This is a genomic window from Pseudomonas sp. C8002 (assembly GCF_013385765.1).
Lineage (GTDB): Bacteria > Pseudomonadota > Gammaproteobacteria > Pseudomonadales > Pseudomonadaceae > Aquipseudomonas.
Genome location: NZ_JACAPJ010000009.1, coordinates 32,124 through 47,253, shown reverse-complemented (window position 1 = coordinate 47,253; position 15,130 = coordinate 32,124). Strand labels below are relative to the sequence as shown.

Below are 15,130 nucleotides of genomic sequence, written 5' to 3'. Positions count from 1 at the left end.
GCCTTAAAATGAGGCCAATCAGGAGGTGCCATGAGCAACCCGCGTTATCCCGAAGAATTCAAAATCCAAGCAGTCAATCAAGTGACCGAAAAGAAGCTGCCTGTCGCTGAGGTAGCGGCCCGTCTCGGCGTGTCGACGCATAGCCTCTATGCCTGGATAAAGCGCTACAGCAAACCTCAAGAAGAACGGCAGCAGGATGATGATCAGCACGCTGAGCTACGTCGTCTGCGAGCGGAACTCAAGCGCGTCACTGAAGAGCGAGACATATTAAAAAAGGCCGCCGCGTACTTTGCCAAGGAGTGCGGCTGAAGTACGCCTTTATCAAGCAGCGTGCGGGCGACTATTCGATTCGACGGCTATGCCTGACGCTGAAAGTCCATCCCAGCGGTTATTACGCCTGGCTGTCTGAGCCGCAATCTGTACGCGCCAAAGACGACCAGCGACTGCTGGGTTTGATCAAGCATTCCTGGCTGGAGAGCGGCGGCGTTTATGGCTATCGCAAAATCCACGACGATCTGCGCGAGGTCGGTGAGGATTGTGGTCGTCATCGTGTGGCGAGGCTGATGCGTCTTGAAGGTCTGCGTTCTCAGACAGGTTATCGACGCCGCCCTGGAAAGTACGGCGGTAAGCCAGCGGTCGTCTCACCCAATTTGCTGAAGCGCCAGTTCGATGTTGTGGAACCCAACAAGGTTTGGGTAACCGACATCACGTACATTCGTACGTATGAAGGCTGGTTGTATTTGGCGGTGGTACTGGATCTGTTTTCTCGGCAGGTCGTTGGCTGGTCAATGAAGTCGCAGATGACCAGTGATTTGGCTATTGATGCGTTGTTGATGGCGGTTTGGAGGCGTAAACCGAAGCAAGAGGTGATGGTTCATTCCGACCAAGGCAGCCAGTACAGCAGCTCCGATTGGCGCAGCTTTTTGAAGGCAAACAATTTGATTGCCAGCATGAGTCGCCGAGGCAACTGTCATGACAACGCCGTGGCGGAGAGCTTTTTCCAGCTTCTGAAACGGGAACGGATCAAGCGAAAAATCTACACCACGCGGGAAGATGCTCGGAGTGATGTGTTTGATTACATCGAGATGTTCTACAACGTAAAACGCCGCCATGGTTTCAACAATCAGCTGTCACCAGTAGAGTTTGAAAAGCGTTACGCAATGAGCTTGCAAGGTGTCTAGAGAATCCGGGGCGATTCACACGGTGGGGAACGATAGGGGTAGATAGAGGTGGACAGCCAGACACAAGAAAGCCCGCACTAGGCGGGCTTCTTGAGGTGATTCATAGACTGCTGTAGACATCTATGGATCGGTACTTGGTGGCTACACAGGGACTTGAACCCCGGACCCCAGCATTATGAATGCTATGCTCTAACCAACTGAGCTATGTAGCCAAGTGGCGCGCATTATTCGCGGAGAACGGGAATGCGTCAAGCGCTTTTTTTGAAAATTTATCTACGCTATCAACTGTTTAACGGGAAACACCGGGTTTGGTGACGAGCGGTTGGGGTTTGCGCAGATCCCAAGGCAGCGAAGATCAAAAGGTGGGAGCGGGCTTGCTCGCGAATGCGGTGTGTCAGTCAGCAGAGGTATTGGCTGGTCCACCGCCTTCGCGAGCAAGCCCGCTCCCACATTTGATCTGCGGTGTTCTGGCGTTCGCGCGTCAGGTTTTGCGCGGGTGCAGGCACTCTATCGAGCGGTCGACCATGGCCTTGGCGATTTCCAGCAGGTGCCACACGGCGAGCACTTTGGCGCGTTCGGGGCTTTGCAGTTGTTCGCCACAGTCGAGCGCGGTCGCCGAGGCGCTGTGCAGCAGGTCGGCGGTGTAGAGCAGGGAGTCTTCGAAGCTGATTTCGTCGCTGATGGCGTAGAAGTTTGTCGAGGGTTGCGGCGGATCGGTCGGCAAGTAGTGGTCGAGCGCTCGGGTGAATGCGGCGCGGTCTTTGGCCTGGTCACGGGGTGGATCGGGGACAATTTTAAACATGGCATAGCTCCTGATTAACTTGGAGCCGTACCGCTCGCGACTAAACGAAGGGTGGCGGCTGTACGCAGGTTAGTCGACCGGCTAATCAGGAAAACCCGGCGCACCCGAAGGTGCCCTGCGCACAGCCACCATGAAACCTCATGGGAGCATGCGCCTGATATAAGTCCGGGCGACTAAACCCGATCACTGAAAACCAGCGACGGACCGAAGACTAGCCACCGACTCCCCCAGGCACAAGGCCGAAAGATTCTCTAGGAAACGTCCCGCAAATTAAAGGGATTCATCTTGCTGGCCCTTTACAAACCATGACCGCTGCATCGATTCATCTACTCGTTAGCCTGCTAACGGGATAGCCTTCCTGCACCCAAAAGTGGCACATTGTCGCACCTGCACCTGTGCATCCATCTGCTGTACGGAAAACCTCCCATGGCTCTGAGCAATTTCCAGCCCTCCGTGGCTACGGCGCCTGCCGCCGGGCAAACCAGCCCGTTGGTGATGCGTGTAATCGGCGCGGTGGCGCTGGCGCATTTGATCAATGACTTGATCCAGTCGGTACTGCCCTCGATCTACCCGATGCTCAAGGCCAATTACGGCCTGACGTTCACCCAGGTCGGCCTGATCACCCTCACGTTCCAGCTCACCGCGTCCCTGCTGCAGCCGTGGGTGGGTTATTACACCGATCGCCATCCCAAGCCGTACCTGTTGCCCTGCGGGATGATTTGTACGCTGGTGGGCATTTTGATGATGTCCCAGGTGGGCAGCTTCCCCCTGATCCTGCTGGCGGCGGGGCTGATCGGCATCGGCTCGTCGACCTTCCACCCGGAAGCCTCCCGCGTGGCGCGCCTGGCCTCGGGCGGGCGTTATGGTTTGGCGCAGTCGACGTTCCAGGTGGGCGGTAATGCCGGCTCGGCCTTCGGCCCGTTGCTGGCGGCGGCGATCATCATTCCGTTCGGCCAGGGCAATGTGGCCTGGTTCGGCCTGTTCGCGGTGTTTGCGTTGTTTGTGCTGTATGCGATCAGCCGCTGGTACGCCCACCACTTGAACCTGTTCAAGCTCAAGCAAGGCCAGGCGGCCACTCACGGCCTGTCCAAGGGCCGGGTGCTGAGCGCGCTGGTGGTGCTGGGGCTGCTGGTGTTTTCCAAGTACTTCTACATGGCCAGTTTCACCAGTTACTTCACCTTCTACCTGATCGAGAAGTTCGACCTGTCGGTGGCCAGTTCCCAGCTGCATCTGTTCCTGTTCCTCGGCGCGGTGGCGGCGGGCACGTTCTTTGGCGGGCCGATTGGCGACAAGATCGGCCGTAAGGCAGTGATCTGGTTTTCGATCCTCGGCGTGGCGCCGTTCACCCTGATTCTGCCCCATGTGGACCTGTTCTGGACCAGCATCCTGAGCGTGGTGATCGGCTTTATCCTGGCTTCGGCGTTCTCGGCGATTGTGGTGTACGCGCAAGAATTGGTGCCGGGCAATGTGGGGATGATCGCCGGGGTGTTCTTCGGTTTGATGTTCGGTTTTGGCGGGATTGGTGCGGCGCTGCTGGGGCATCTGGCAGACATCCACGGCATCGAGTACGTGTACACGCTGTGCTCGTTCCTGCCGCTGTTCGGGGTGTTGGCGATTCTGTTGCCGCGTACCAAAAAGGCCTGATACCAGGTCAATCGAGTCGGGCAGATATCCCTGCTGCCCAACGCTTGCGTCAAACGGGTAAATCAACTGCTCCTGCAAAGGGTGTCGGCGTTGCGCCGGTGCCCTGATTTACGCCTACAGCGGGTTGTAGGTGGCCCGCTTCAGGTGTTCGCGCGCCCGGGACAAACGTGAGCGCACGGTGCCAATGGGGATGTCCATGGCGTCGGCGGTGTCCTGGTAGCTGCCGTCGGTCTCCAGTGAGGCGTACAGCGTTTTACGCATTTCCAGCGGCAAATCCGTGATCGCCCGCAGGGTTCTTTCGAGCTTGCGGTTGACCTCGAACTGCCAGTCCAGGTTGTTGTTGTCTTCCTGCCCATGCCACAGCGCCTCATCGAACTCGCAATGCACCGGCTTGGCATACATGCGCCGAAAGTGATTGCGGATCAGGTTCTGGGCAATCCCGCACATCCACGTGCTGACGGTGGCCTGGCCGCTGAAGCGGTCTCGGCTGCGCCAGGCCTCCAGGTACGTCAGTTGCAGAATATCGTCTGCATCTTCCGGGTTGAGTACGCGTTTATGAATGAAGCGCCGGAGTTTCTTGTGGTGGTCTTCGGACAGGTTCTGGATGGAGCGGTGCGGGTCAGGTGTAAGGTGAACTAAAACATCGATAGGGATATCCATGATTTTTTCCTCAGGGTAGACACGGTCGAAATGATTTCGACGGGAACCCTCTTAGCACTGCCTGTGCCAAGGGAAAAAAATTCATAAGCAATTGATTTATATAAATAAATATCTTGTTTCCAGGCTTTTTTGTGCAAGGTTTTGCACAAGTGGCTACGGGCGCGTGCCGATCTTTTCACATGCCCGGTATCGTCGATAAACATGGAACCGTAACGGGATTGCCAGCCACACAAGGAAACGAAACTTCCTGTCCAGGCATCTCCATGAAACTTGATCCTTCTATTGATGTGCAAAAAAACCAGAGCCTGGATCAGCCTGTTCCAGCGAGTATTGATAACCCGCCAGTTCGCCAGGCACCCGCCGGGACGGCGGTCGACAATTTCGAGGCGCTGTTCGGCCTGGAGGTTGAACTCAACAGCAAGGCCTTGAGCCGGCGTATGTTGGGGCTGGGCGTGACGCCTGTGGCGCAGTTGACACAACTCTATGAGCAACTGGGCCATCCCGCTCAGGCAACACTGGCGACCATTGCGCGCTCCATCAGGGTTCAACTGTTGCTCAAGCCCAGCCTCGAGAAGTTGCTGGAGCTGACAGGAAACGACCCGGCCCGTACGTTTGTCGTGCTCAAGCAGGTGGCTGCGCAGGCACAAGCTGAAGCGCGTACCTCCGAGGCGGCGCTGGCCAGCGATGCCCTGGCGCGGCTGGAGGTCCGCTTCAAGCCGCAGATCCAGGCCGGCCTGAACATCGCGCAGGCCTTGCAGGCAAGCAGTGACGACCCGAGTTTGCGGCAGGCGGTACGCAGTGTGTATTACGCCAGCGTGGTCGCCCGGCAATCGCTCGCCAGCATGATGCAGGCGCTGTTGGGGTTGTTCGGTGGCGATGAGTTTGGCCGCGGGTTGAAATTGATGCGTCGGGCCCTGGCAGACGACATTGCGGCGTATTGCCCTTCGCTCCCCACCGCCCAGCTGCGCACCTTGCTGTTGGGGTTGAGCAGTTGTGGTCAACTGGGCAGTGTGCTGGCCAGCTGCCGTGACTTGATCGATCGGCTGGCCGTATTGCACCCCGAAATTGATCGGGACACCGTAGCGCTGCTGCAGCGCATTCTCGGTTACGCGGGCACGGGCATCGCGTCTGCCGAAGTCCAGCGCCTGGCCTGCGAGTTGGGTGGGCCGGCATCATCCGTCCAGATTGTTTCGCTCAATGCCCTTTACCCCGTGCTCGGGAGCCTGCCCCTGGCGTTGTGGCGCGACAGCAAGGGCCGCCAGGAAGCGTTGCACAATTTCATGGTGGTAATGGATGAGTACGCTCGCATCGAACGAGGCTCCCGGCATGTCGGCGCGCTGCCGATAAACCACTCATGAGTGCGCTGCGGGCAGTCAACGCGATACTGCTCAAGGTTGCACAACGCGCCGAGGTGCTGGGTGCGGTCGTGATCCTGGGCATTGTGTTCATCTTTATCGTGCCGTTGCCGACCTGGCTGGTGGATATCCTGATTGCCGTCAACATTTGCATTTCGTGCCTGTTGATCGTGCTGGCGCTGTACCTGCCCGGGCCGCTTGCGTTTTCCTCGTTTCCGTCGATCCTGCTGTTGACCACCATGTTCCGCCTGGCGTTGTCGATTGCGACCACGCGCCTGATCCTGCTGGAACAGGACGCCGGTGACATTGTGGAGGCCTTCGGCAACTTCGTGGTGGGGGGCAACCTGGCGGTGGGGTTGGTGATCTTCATGATCCTGACCATCGTCAACTTCCTGGTGATCACCAAGGGTTCGGAGCGTGTCGCCGAAGTGGCGGCGCGCTTCAGCCTGGATGCCATGCCCGGCAAGCAGATGTCCATCGACAGCGACTTGCGTGCCGGCCTGATCGATGGTGGACAGGCGCGCGACAAACGCGAGCAGTTGTCCCGTGAGAGCCAGCTGTTCGGGGCGATGGACGGGGCCATGAAGTTCGTCAAGGGCGATGCCGTGGCCGGGCTGATTATCGTGGTGATCAACTTGCTGGGCGGGTTCAGCACCGGCATGTTCCAGCATGGCATGAGCGCCGCCGACTCCATGGCGCTGTATTCGGTACTGACGATTGGCGATGGCCTGATTGCGCAGATTCCCGCACTGCTGATCTCCCTGACCGCCGGCATGATCATTACCCGTGTAGCACCGGCCGGGGCGAATAAAGGGGCCAATAACATGGGCGCCGAAATCGCCCGGCAAATGACCAGTGAGCCCAAGAGCTGGATCATTGCTTCGATCGGCATGCTGGCTTTTGCAGCGCTTCCGGGCATGCCGACGGTGGTCTTTATCCTCATTTCGCTGATGACGGGCTCGCTGGGTTATTACCTTATGCGTCAGCGTCAAAAGCAGGACGCGCCCGCAGATGCGGCGGCTGACGCCGTCCCGGCGGAGATCAACGGTGACGAAGATCTGCGCGCCTTTGATCCATCCCGGCCTTACTTGCTGCAGTTTTCATCGGGCCTGCAGGGCTCTGACCGAACAGCGCAAGTGGTTCATGGCATTCGCCAGGCCCGAAACCGCCTGGTTGCCCATATCGGCCTGACACTGCCGCCCTTTAACGTCGAGTTTATTCCCGCCTTATCCGACGATGAGTTTCGCTTTTGCGTGCACGAAGTCCCTGTGATCAAAGCTACCTTCGGTGATCGGGTCGCGGTGGAATCGGCGGCGCTGGGCGTCGAGCCACAAGCAGGTACCCAGGGTCTGGCGGAGCGAGACGAGCAAGACTGGTTATGGTTGGCGCCCGATGATCCGCTGCTCGACGATGCACAGCTTGAACGCCATACCGCCCATGACTTGATCATCGAGCGCATGACACGGGCGATGCTGCTCAGCGGGCCGCAGTTTCTCGGTATCCAGGAGTGCAAGTCGATTCTCAGCTGGCTCGAGTTCAACCAGCCGGAGCTGGTTCAGGAGCTGCAGCGGATCATGCCGCTTTCGCGCTTCTCTGCCGTGTTGCAGCGCCTGGCCAGCGAGGGCGTTCCGCTGCGCGCGGTGCGGTTGATTGTCGAGTCGTTGATCGAGTACGGCCAGCATGAGCGTGAAGCGGATGCCCTGGCCGACTATGCGCGAATCGCCCTCAAGTCGCAGATTCTGCACCAGTACAGCGAGGCTGATGGCCTGCACGCCTGGTTGTTGTCACCGCATACCGAGAATGTCCTGCGCGAGGCGCTGCGCCAGACCCAGACCGGGGTGTTCTTTTCCCTCGACAACGACAGCAGTGCGACGCTGGTGAGCTTGCTCAAGCAAGCCTTTACCGTGCGGGCCAAGAGCAAAAGTGTGCTGCTGGTTGCGCAAGACTTGCGCAGCCCCCTGCGGACATTGCTTGTGGAAGAGTTCAACCATGTGCCGGTGTTGTCGTTTGCCGAGTTGGGCAGTTCGTCGAAGGTCAAGGTGCTGGGGCGGTTTGACCTGAGTCATGACGATCTGCTGCGTGGGGCCGTGGCATGAGTACTGTTTTGGCGATTGCGCATTGCCTTGAAACGGACGGTGCTGCGTGGGGCCGGTTGGTCCGTGCGGCCATGAGGGCCTGACAATGTTTGAGCTACGAGTACTCGATGGTATGCACCAGGGGGCGGCGCTGCCGTTGTTCGGCGAGCAGTGGAGCATTGGTGCGCACCCTGACGCTGACCTGGCGCTATACGACCCGGGCATTGCCGAGCGTCATGTGCGATTGCAGTGTGTTGACCAGCGCTGGTCGGTGCAGGCCGAGGGAGGGGTGATGCAGGATGCCGCCGGCCTGATCCTGGCGCAGATTGCCGACCTGGCACTCAACACGACATTTTCGATTGGCAACGTTCGGCTCTTCGTCACCCGCGCCGACCAGCCCTGGCCCCAGCCGACGGTGACTGCCGAACAGGCGCCCACGCCTGCGGCCGAGCCCCTCGTGCCGCTGAAGCTTTCTTCAATTTCGAGCACGCAGCAGAAACGCTTGATCAGCCTGGTCGTCGTCGTTGCGGTCATCATCACCGCGCTGGGCATGACCACTAGCGGTGACCGCGAAGCCCAGGCGTCGTTGATGTCACCGGTGATCCGCAAGAACGAGCTGGCCTCACCTTTCGAGGTGCGCCAGCAGTTGCTCAGGATGCTCAGCGAGCGCGAATTGATCAACCGTATAAGCATCCAGTTGGTCAATGACCAGGTGCTGCTCGACGGCGATGTACTCCAGGAAGACATGGAGTTGGTATCGCGCATGCTCAGCCGGTTTGGCGAACAGTTCGATACCGCGGTGCCGGTGATGAGCCGGGTCAGGACTCGCGACGGAACGTTCCCTTTCAAGATTTTGCAGATTGTCGGCGGCCCCAACGGTCACGTGGTTCTGGAACAGGGGAACCGACTGTTTGTGGGGGATGAAGTGGACGGCTTGCGACTGGTGCTGATCGATAACACCAAAGTGGTGTTCGACGGTAAGCAACGCTTCGAGGTGCGCTGGTGAGCCGTGACCTGCAAGCCCGTCTTGAGGCCTGGGAGCAACGCCAGTCGAGTGCGCTGGTCAGCTTCGCGCCGGTGTCGGTGCGCGGTCGTATCCAGCGGGTGAACGGCATGTTGTTGCAATGCCGGCTGCCCCAGGCGCGCATCGGTGATTTGTGCCAGGTCGAAAAGTCCATCGGTGAATACATGCTGGCGGAGATCATCGGTTTCGACCAGCAGGATGCAGTGCTCAGTGCGTTGGGCAATCTTGAAGGCGTGCGCGTGGGTGCCAGTGTGCAACGCCTGGGGGTGCCACACCGGGTACGGGTCGGCGACGATTTGCTCGGCCAGGTGCTCGATGGGTTTGGCCGGCCGATTGCGGGCGATGGCCCCAGCGCCTTTGTGGAGGCCGACATCGCAGAGGCGAGCACGGTGTTGTGCGAGGCGCCGTTGCCTACCGAACGCCCGAGGATCAGCCGGGCGTTGTCCACCGGCGTACGCTCGATTGATGGATTGATCACGCTGGGAGAAGGCCAGCGCGTCGGCCTGTTCGCCGGCGCGGGCTGCGGCAAGACCACCTTGTTGGCCGAGATCGCCCGAAACGTCGAGTGCGATGTGATCGTGTTCGGGTTGATTGGTGAGCGCGGACGCGAGCTGCGGGAATTTCTCGACCATGAGCTGGATGATCAACTGCGCGCCAAGGCGGTGCTGGTGTGTGCCACCTCCGACCGCTCAAGCATGGAACGCGCCCGCGCGGCGTTCACTGCGACAGCGCTGGCCGAAGGGTTCCGGCGCAAGGGCCAGCGGGTACTGCTGCTGATTGACTCCCTGACCCGATTTGCCCGGGCCCAGCGTGAAATCGGCCTGGCCGCGGGCGAGCCCCTGGGCCGCGGCGGCTTGCCACCGTCGGTATACAGCCTGATGCCGCGCCTGGTGGAGCGGGCCGGGCTGACCCGTGACGGAGTGATTACCGCCATCTACACCGTGCTGATCGAGCAGGACTCGATGAACGATCCGGTAGCGGATGAAGTGCGCTCCCTGCTCGACGGCCACATCGTGTTGTCACGCAAGCTGGCCGAGCGTGGCCACTACCCGGCGGTGGATGTGCTGGGCAGCCTTTCGCGGATCTTGAGCAACGTCGCCACGCCCGAGCATATAAGGGCGGGCACCGCCTTGCGCCGCTTGTTGTCGGCGTACCAGCAGATCGAACTGATGCTCAAGTTGGGCGAGTACCAACCCGGCAGTGATGCCCTGACCGACCTGGCGGTGGACAGCCGCCAGGCCGTCGATGGCTTTCTGCGCCAGGACCTGCGTGAGCCGGCCGCGATGGCGATGACGCTGGACCAATTGATGGAGTTGACCACCGATGTCCCTTTCTGAAATCGATACCTTGCGGCGTTTGCGCAAGCACCGGGCTGACCGGGCGGAGCGCGCGCTGCGTGCCGCCAAAAGGCAACAGCAAGCGCTGCTGTTGCAGATCCGGCAGGCGGCGGATGCCCTTGAGCAGACCCGGCTGGACGAAGCCCGGAAAACCGCTGAGTTGCTGAGCAAGCATCAAGGGCAAGTGATCTCGTTCCAGGACATCAAGTCCTGGAATGCCCAGGAGCGCACGTTGTCCGCTGACACCCGCCGCGAAGAAGGGCAGTTACATGAGCTGCACGGCCAGCGCGATGAGCAGTTGATCCACATCGACAGCGCGCAGAAGCAGGTTACCCAGTGCTTGCGCGAGGTTGAAAAACTCCAGGAACTGTCCCTTTTGTTGGGGCAGGAAGAAGCCGTGCAGGAAGAAACATGACGCAAGTTCCAGTGAACAGTCCTGAGCGCCCGCGTCCGGGCGAGCCTCGGGATGAACGTGAACCCGGCCCGGGGGCGATAGTGCCATGGGAGCACGGACGGTTATTTGCCCAGCTGTTTGGCAACGATGATGAAGGGGGCGGTTTCGGTTCCGCCCTACCGGGAACCCCTGCATCAAGTCATGCCGCGATGATCGCGGCCATGACCGAGCAGTTGGTACCGCGGATTCACGCCGCTGTTCAGTGGCCTTTGCACGCTGTGCTTTACCTGCCGAGCCTGGGGCGGATCAACGCCAGCGTGCGCCGCGAGCAAGGTACCTGGAACGTTGAGCTGGAGGCGCAGGAAGAGCGCACCGCGCGCTGGCTGCCTGGGGTGCGCCAGCACCTTGAGGACGGGCTGGCCGGCGCGTTGGCGCAGCCTGTCACCGTACACCTGGCACCTGTGGACCCGGCATGATCATGCCGTTTTTAACCTTGCCGGTGGTCAGCGGCGCCAATGTCGCGGCGCGGCGCAGGCTGGGGCGCGGCTTGCGCATGGCGTTTCAGGTCGCGGGGCAGAACGGGGAACTGTTGATGGAACCGGGCCGTGCCCCCGCAGGCGTCAAGCCGCTGTTTTTCGAGAGCGCCTGCGGGGTGCTGGCTTTCGCCGAACCAGGGCCGCTGTTCAGCCTGCTGGGGGAGTGCCCGGTGACGCTGGCAGAGGCCGACAACGATCCAGACTCGTGGTTCTGGGAACTGTTCCAGCACCACCTGAGCCCGCAGGTGCGGGGGCTGTTTGGCTTCCTGCGGTTGCTGCCGGCGCCCAGGAAATTGAACTTCGGTTGTCGCTTCACGGTGACGCTGGGGAAGTCCAGGGTCGTGGGTTACCTGTGGCTGACTCCTGAGCGCTTGCTGGCACTGTGCGAGGCCGGTCCGTGGCAGTCGATAGCGGGGCCATTGCCGGCGTCGTTCCAGTTGGCAGTGGCGATGACCCTGGGCCGCTTGAAGCTATCCATCACGCAATTGAGCGGTGTCCGTGCCGGTGACGTGGTGATGCTTGAGCAACCCTTTTTCGATGTGCAGGGCAATGGTCACCTGTATGTCGGCAAGCACCGGCTGCAAGGGTGCATTGATGATGAATCCGGGCCGTTGTGCCTGACGCTTGTTTCGATCGAGGAAACGTCCGTGGACGAGGATTTTGCAACATCGCAGTACCCGGGGGATGAGCTGGATGAACCGGTAGTGGATGTCTTTGGCCACGAGCCTTTCGATGAGTTGAACATGGCCCTGACGGTACGTTGTGGCACCCTGAACCTGACCCTGGGCGAACTGCGCAATCTCGCCCCCGGTGCGGTGTTGGGCATTGCCGGGTACGCGCCGGGCATGGCCGGGCTTTATTACGGCGACAGGCCGATAGGGCAAGGGCAGTTGGTGGAAGTAGATGGGCGCCTTGGTTTGCAGTTGTCCCGCGTGATTTTTTCGCGATGACATTTCAGGGGGTCGACCCTCTTGTCCTGGCGCTGTTTTTAGGTTCGTTGTCGCTGATGCCAATGCTGCTGATCATCTGCACATCGTTCTTGAAGATCGTGATTGTGCTGATGATCACCCGTAACGCCATCGGCGTGCAGCAGGTACCGCCGAGCATGGCCATCAACGGAATAGCGCTGGCCGCGACACTGTTCATCATGGCGCCCGTGGGGTACCAGATTGCCGAGAACGTCAAGGCCTCGCCCGTGGACACGAGTAGCGTGCAAAGCCTTCTGGAAACCGGGCAGGCGGCCATACAGCCGTTGCGTGCGTTCATGCTGCGCAACACCGATGCCGATGTGTTGACTCACCTGCTGGAAAACAGTGCGCGCATGTGGCCGCCTGAAATGGCGCAGAGCACCCAGCGCGAAGACTTGATCCTGCTGGTCCCGGCCTTCGTGCTGTCGCAACTGCAGGCGGGGTTCGAGATCGGCTTTCTGATCTACATTCCGTTCATCGTCATCGATTTGATTGTGTCCAACCTGCTGTTGGCCCTCGGTATGCAGATGGTCTCGCCCATGACCATTTCGCTGCCGCTCAAACTGCTGTTGTTCGTCATGGTTTCCGGGTGGTCGCGGCTGCTCGACAGCCTGTTCCTTTCTTACCTCTGAGTGCCCTATGGAACCGATCGTGCTGTTCAAGCAGGGCATGTTGCTGGTGGTGGTGCTGTCGGCGCCGCCGCTGATCGTGGCGGTGGTCGTCGGTGTGTTGACGTCGCTGGTGCAGGCCCTGATGCAGATACAGGACCAGACGCTGCCCTTTGGCATCAAGCTGGTTGCGGTGGGCATCACGCTGATTTTGACCGGTCGCTGGATTGGCGTGGAGCTGATCCAACTGATCAACCTGATGTTCGACATGATTGCCCGCTCGGCATTGAACTGAGGGCCTGCGTGTGCTGCTTTATCTTGAATTCCTGCCCAGCCTGCTCGTGGCCATGGCGCGCATTTATCCCTGTGCATTTCTGGTGCCTGCGTTTTGTTTCCAGCATATACGCGGTATGCCCCGCCACATCATCGTGATGGTCATGGCGTTGATTCCGGCGCCCGGCATTCATGCCGTCCTGGCTGCCAAGGATTACTCCGCGCTGATGATCAGCGGGTTGGTACTCAAGGAAGCTGCCCTGGGGTTTTTGCTGGGGATTCTGTTGGCCATGCCGTTCTGGATGTTCGAGTCAGTGGGCGCACTGCTGGATAACCAGCGGGGGGCTTTGGCGGGTGGCCAACTCAACCCCTCGCTGGGGCCGGATGCGACGCCGATCGGGCACCTGTTCAAACAGTTGGTGATTTATTTGCTGATTGCCGTCCTGGGCTTGAGCGTGTTGACCCAAGTGATCTGGGACAGCTACCTGATCTGGCCGCCAACCGCCTGGTTGCCGCTGCCGGCGGTCAATGGCTTCAGTGTATTCATCGGGCTGCTGGGCGATACTTTTACCCACATGATGCTGTATGCCGCACCGTTTATTGCCGTGCTGCTGTTCCTGGAGTTCGGCTTCGCCTTGTTGGGCCTGTACAGCCCGCAATTGCAAGTCTCTACCCTGGCAACGCCGGTCAAGAGCTTGGCGGGGCTGGTTATCCTGCTGCTGTACTTCCCGCTGTTGCAGGACTTGATCGTCGGGCGCATGGCGCAGTTGGGAGACCTCAAGCATTCCCTCGGCCTGATGTTCAGGGGCTCGGGACATGAGTGATTCGGGTGAGAAAAAACACGCGGCCACGCCCAAGAAACTCAAGGATCAGCGCCAGAAAGGCCAGGTCGCCCAAAGCCAGGACGTCGGTAAGCTACTGGTGTTGACCGCCCTCAGCGAAATCGCGTTGTTCACCGCCGAAACCAGCATGCAGCGCTTCCAGCAGTTGCTGGTGATGCCCATGTCACGTTTCGGGCAGCCCTTTGTGCGGGCGCTGGAGGAAGTGCTGACGGAAGGCTTGATCGTGTTTTTTTCCTTCGCCTTGCTGATGGCCGGATTGGCGATCGCGGTGAAGTTGATCAGCGGCTGGATTCAGTTCGGTTTCCTGTTTGCGCCGGAAAGCCTGAAGCTGAATTTCAGCCGTCTCAACCCACTCAGCCAGGTCAAGCAGATGTTCTCTGCCAAGTCAGTGACGAACCTGTTGATGGGGTTGGCCAAGGCGCTACTGCTTGCGCTGATTTTGTACGTGGTGATCAGTCCGTCACTAGGGGCCTTGATCAATCTGGCCACCAGCGACCTGCAGAGTTACATCCTCGCGCTGATCATCCTGTTTCGCCATCTGCTGCACGCTTGCCTGGGATTGCTGCTGGTCCTGGCATTGATCGACATGGCGCTGCAGAAGCACTTCTTTGCCAAGAGCATGCGCATGACTCAGGTCGAGGTGGTCAAGGAATACAAGGACATGGAGGGCGACCCTCACGTCAAGGGGCAGCGCCGCGCCCTGGCCCAACAGCTGGCCCAGGAGGAGCCGAAGGTCAAGTTGCCCAAGCTGGAGGAGGCCGACATGTTGGTGGTCAACCCGACGCACTTTGCTGTCGCGCTGTACTACCGGCCGGGCAAAACGCCGCTGCCGCTGCTGGTGGATAAAGGCACGGATGCCGAGGCCCGGAAACTGATAGACCGGGCCAAGGCGGCCGACGTGCCGGTGATCCAGTGTGTATGGCTCGCGCGCACGCTGTACGAGAAGAAGCTTGGGGCGAACATTCCCCGGGAGACGTTGCAGGCGGTAGCGTTCCTCTACCGCACCCTGCGTGAGCTCAATGACGAGGCCAAGCGTGAAACGCTGGAGTTTCCGGAGCTTAAGCAACGTTAACGGTAGCGGTGCACGTCCAGCATATCGAGGCAGCCCAGCGAAAGCAGCTTGCCGATGATGTCATCTGCCTCCTCTGCACCTGCCGGCAGCGCGTGCCAGATCACCAGGGCATCCTTGGCATCGAGACAGGCAAAGCAGCCGTCAAACGCCACCGCCTGTTCAAAAAGCCGCTCCAGTACCCGTTCCAACTGTCCGGCTTCCAGCGCTCCACGGTCGACCAGCAACGCAAGCCCGGGTTTACCACCGGCCTTTAACCGGCACACGCTTATGCCCGGGCCGAGGGACAGGTGGGCGTCCTTGCCGCCCACCAGGTTATCCAGGAATACCTGGCGAGACGACGTATCGTTCGGCCCCATGGA

Annotated in this window: 16 protein-coding genes and 1 tRNA gene; 13 read left to right on the top strand and 4 right to left on the bottom strand. The window is 60.0% G+C overall.

The window, feature by feature from the left end:
• The first annotated feature begins 30 nt into the window (after window positions 1-30).
• Window positions 31-1,181, top strand: a protein-coding gene (locus tag HX814_RS15700) for an IS3 family transposase (protein ID WP_102606481.1) whose coding sequence is annotated in 2 segments (ribosomal slippage) — window positions 31-274 and window positions 274-1,181 — 1,152 coding nt in all. Because the reading frame shifts where the segments join, the coding sequence is not laid out codon by codon here.
• Between the two features lie 135 nt (window positions 1,182-1,316).
• On the opposite strand, the gene HX814_RS15695 is transcribed toward HX814_RS15700, so the two are convergent.
• Window positions 1,317-1,393, bottom strand: a tRNA-Met gene (locus HX814_RS15695).
• Window positions 1,394-1,662: 269 nt separating this feature from the next.
• Entirely contained in the window at window positions 1,663-1,983 is a 321-nt protein-coding gene (locus HX814_RS15690; RefSeq protein WP_177009596.1) for a DUF6124 family protein, read from the bottom strand.
• 426 nt (window positions 1,984-2,409) lie between these two features.
• On the opposite strand from HX814_RS15690, the gene HX814_RS15685 reads away from it, so the two are divergent.
• Entirely contained in the window at window positions 2,410-3,627 is a 1,218-nt protein-coding gene (locus HX814_RS15685; RefSeq protein WP_177009595.1) for an MFS transporter, read from the top strand.
• Window positions 3,628-3,741: 114 nt separating this feature from the next.
• Here HX814_RS15685 and HX814_RS15680 read toward each other — a convergent pair whose 3' ends face one another.
• The gene (locus HX814_RS15680) at window positions 3,742-4,287 is read right to left on the bottom strand and encodes an RNA polymerase sigma factor (RefSeq protein ID WP_003208348.1); all 546 of its coding nucleotides are present in this window, start codon (window positions 4,285-4,287) and stop codon (window positions 3,742-3,744) included.
• Window positions 4,288-4,550: 263 nt separating this feature from the next.
• Here HX814_RS15680 and sctW point away from each other — a divergent pair, with 263 nt between their 5' ends.
• The 11 genes from sctW (at window position 4,551) to sctU (ending at window position 14,771) form a co-directional block, all read left to right on the top strand.
• On the top strand, window positions 4,551-5,645 hold the full coding sequence (gene sctW, locus HX814_RS15675) for a type III secretion system gatekeeper subunit SctW (protein ID WP_008430704.1): 1,095 nt from the start codon (window positions 4,551-4,553) through the stop codon (window positions 5,643-5,645).
• Entirely contained in the window at window positions 5,642-7,738 is a 2,097-nt protein-coding gene (gene sctV, locus HX814_RS15670) for a type III secretion system export apparatus subunit SctV (RefSeq protein ID WP_177009594.1), read from the top strand. The genes sctW and sctV overlap by 4 nt, the downstream gene beginning before the upstream one ends.
• Before the next feature lie 85 nt (window positions 7,739-7,823).
• Window positions 7,824-8,723 (top strand): FHA domain-containing protein, encoded by a 900-nt coding sequence (locus HX814_RS15665; RefSeq protein WP_177009593.1) that lies wholly within the window; start codon window positions 7,824-7,826, stop codon window positions 8,721-8,723.
• The gene (locus HX814_RS15660) at window positions 8,720-10,078 is read left to right on the top strand and encodes a FliI/YscN family ATPase (protein ID WP_008430699.1); all 1,359 of its coding nucleotides are present in this window, start codon (window positions 8,720-8,722) and stop codon (window positions 10,076-10,078) included. Before HX814_RS15665 ends, HX814_RS15660 begins: the two co-directional genes overlap by 4 nt.
• A complete protein-coding gene (locus HX814_RS15655) occupies window positions 10,065-10,493 on the top strand; it encodes a YscO family type III secretion system apparatus protein (RefSeq protein ID WP_003208357.1) in 429 nt (142 codons plus the stop codon). The genes HX814_RS15660 and HX814_RS15655 overlap by 14 nt, the downstream gene beginning before the upstream one ends.
• Window positions 10,490-10,948, top strand: a complete 459-nt coding sequence (locus HX814_RS31510; RefSeq protein ID WP_256344082.1) for a type III secretion system HrpP C-terminal domain-containing protein — start codon at window positions 10,490-10,492, stop codon at window positions 10,946-10,948. Before HX814_RS15655 ends, HX814_RS31510 begins: the two co-directional genes overlap by 4 nt.
• Entirely contained in the window at window positions 10,945-11,958 is a 1,014-nt protein-coding gene (locus HX814_RS15645; protein WP_008430697.1) for a FliM/FliN family flagellar motor switch protein, read from the top strand. Before HX814_RS31510 ends, HX814_RS15645 begins: the two co-directional genes overlap by 4 nt.
• Window positions 11,955-12,608 (top strand): type III secretion system export apparatus subunit SctR, encoded by a 654-nt coding sequence (sctR, locus tag HX814_RS15640; protein ID WP_003208361.1) that lies wholly within the window; start codon window positions 11,955-11,957, stop codon window positions 12,606-12,608. The genes HX814_RS15645 and sctR overlap by 4 nt, the downstream gene beginning before the upstream one ends.
• A 7-nt stretch (window positions 12,609-12,615) precedes the next feature.
• Window positions 12,616-12,879, top strand: coding sequence for a type III secretion system export apparatus subunit SctS (gene sctS, locus HX814_RS15635; protein ID WP_003208363.1), 264 nt, complete (start codon window positions 12,616-12,618; stop codon window positions 12,877-12,879).
• A gap of 10 nt (window positions 12,880-12,889) precedes the next feature.
• The gene (gene sctT, locus HX814_RS15630; protein ID WP_003208364.1) at window positions 12,890-13,681 is read left to right on the top strand and encodes a type III secretion system export apparatus subunit SctT; all 792 of its coding nucleotides are present in this window, start codon (window positions 12,890-12,892) and stop codon (window positions 13,679-13,681) included.
• A complete protein-coding gene (gene sctU / locus HX814_RS15625; protein WP_177009592.1) occupies window positions 13,674-14,771 on the top strand; it encodes a type III secretion system export apparatus subunit SctU in 1,098 nt (365 codons plus the stop codon). Before sctT ends, sctU begins: the two co-directional genes overlap by 8 nt.
• On the opposite strand, the gene HX814_RS15620 is transcribed toward sctU, so the two are convergent.
• Window positions 14,768-15,127, bottom strand: coding sequence for a hypothetical protein (locus HX814_RS15620; protein ID WP_003208368.1), 360 nt, complete (start codon window positions 15,125-15,127; stop codon window positions 14,768-14,770). The two genes, sctU and HX814_RS15620, sit on opposite strands and share 4 nt — an antisense overlap.
• Window positions 15,128-15,130: the final 3 nt, after the last annotated feature.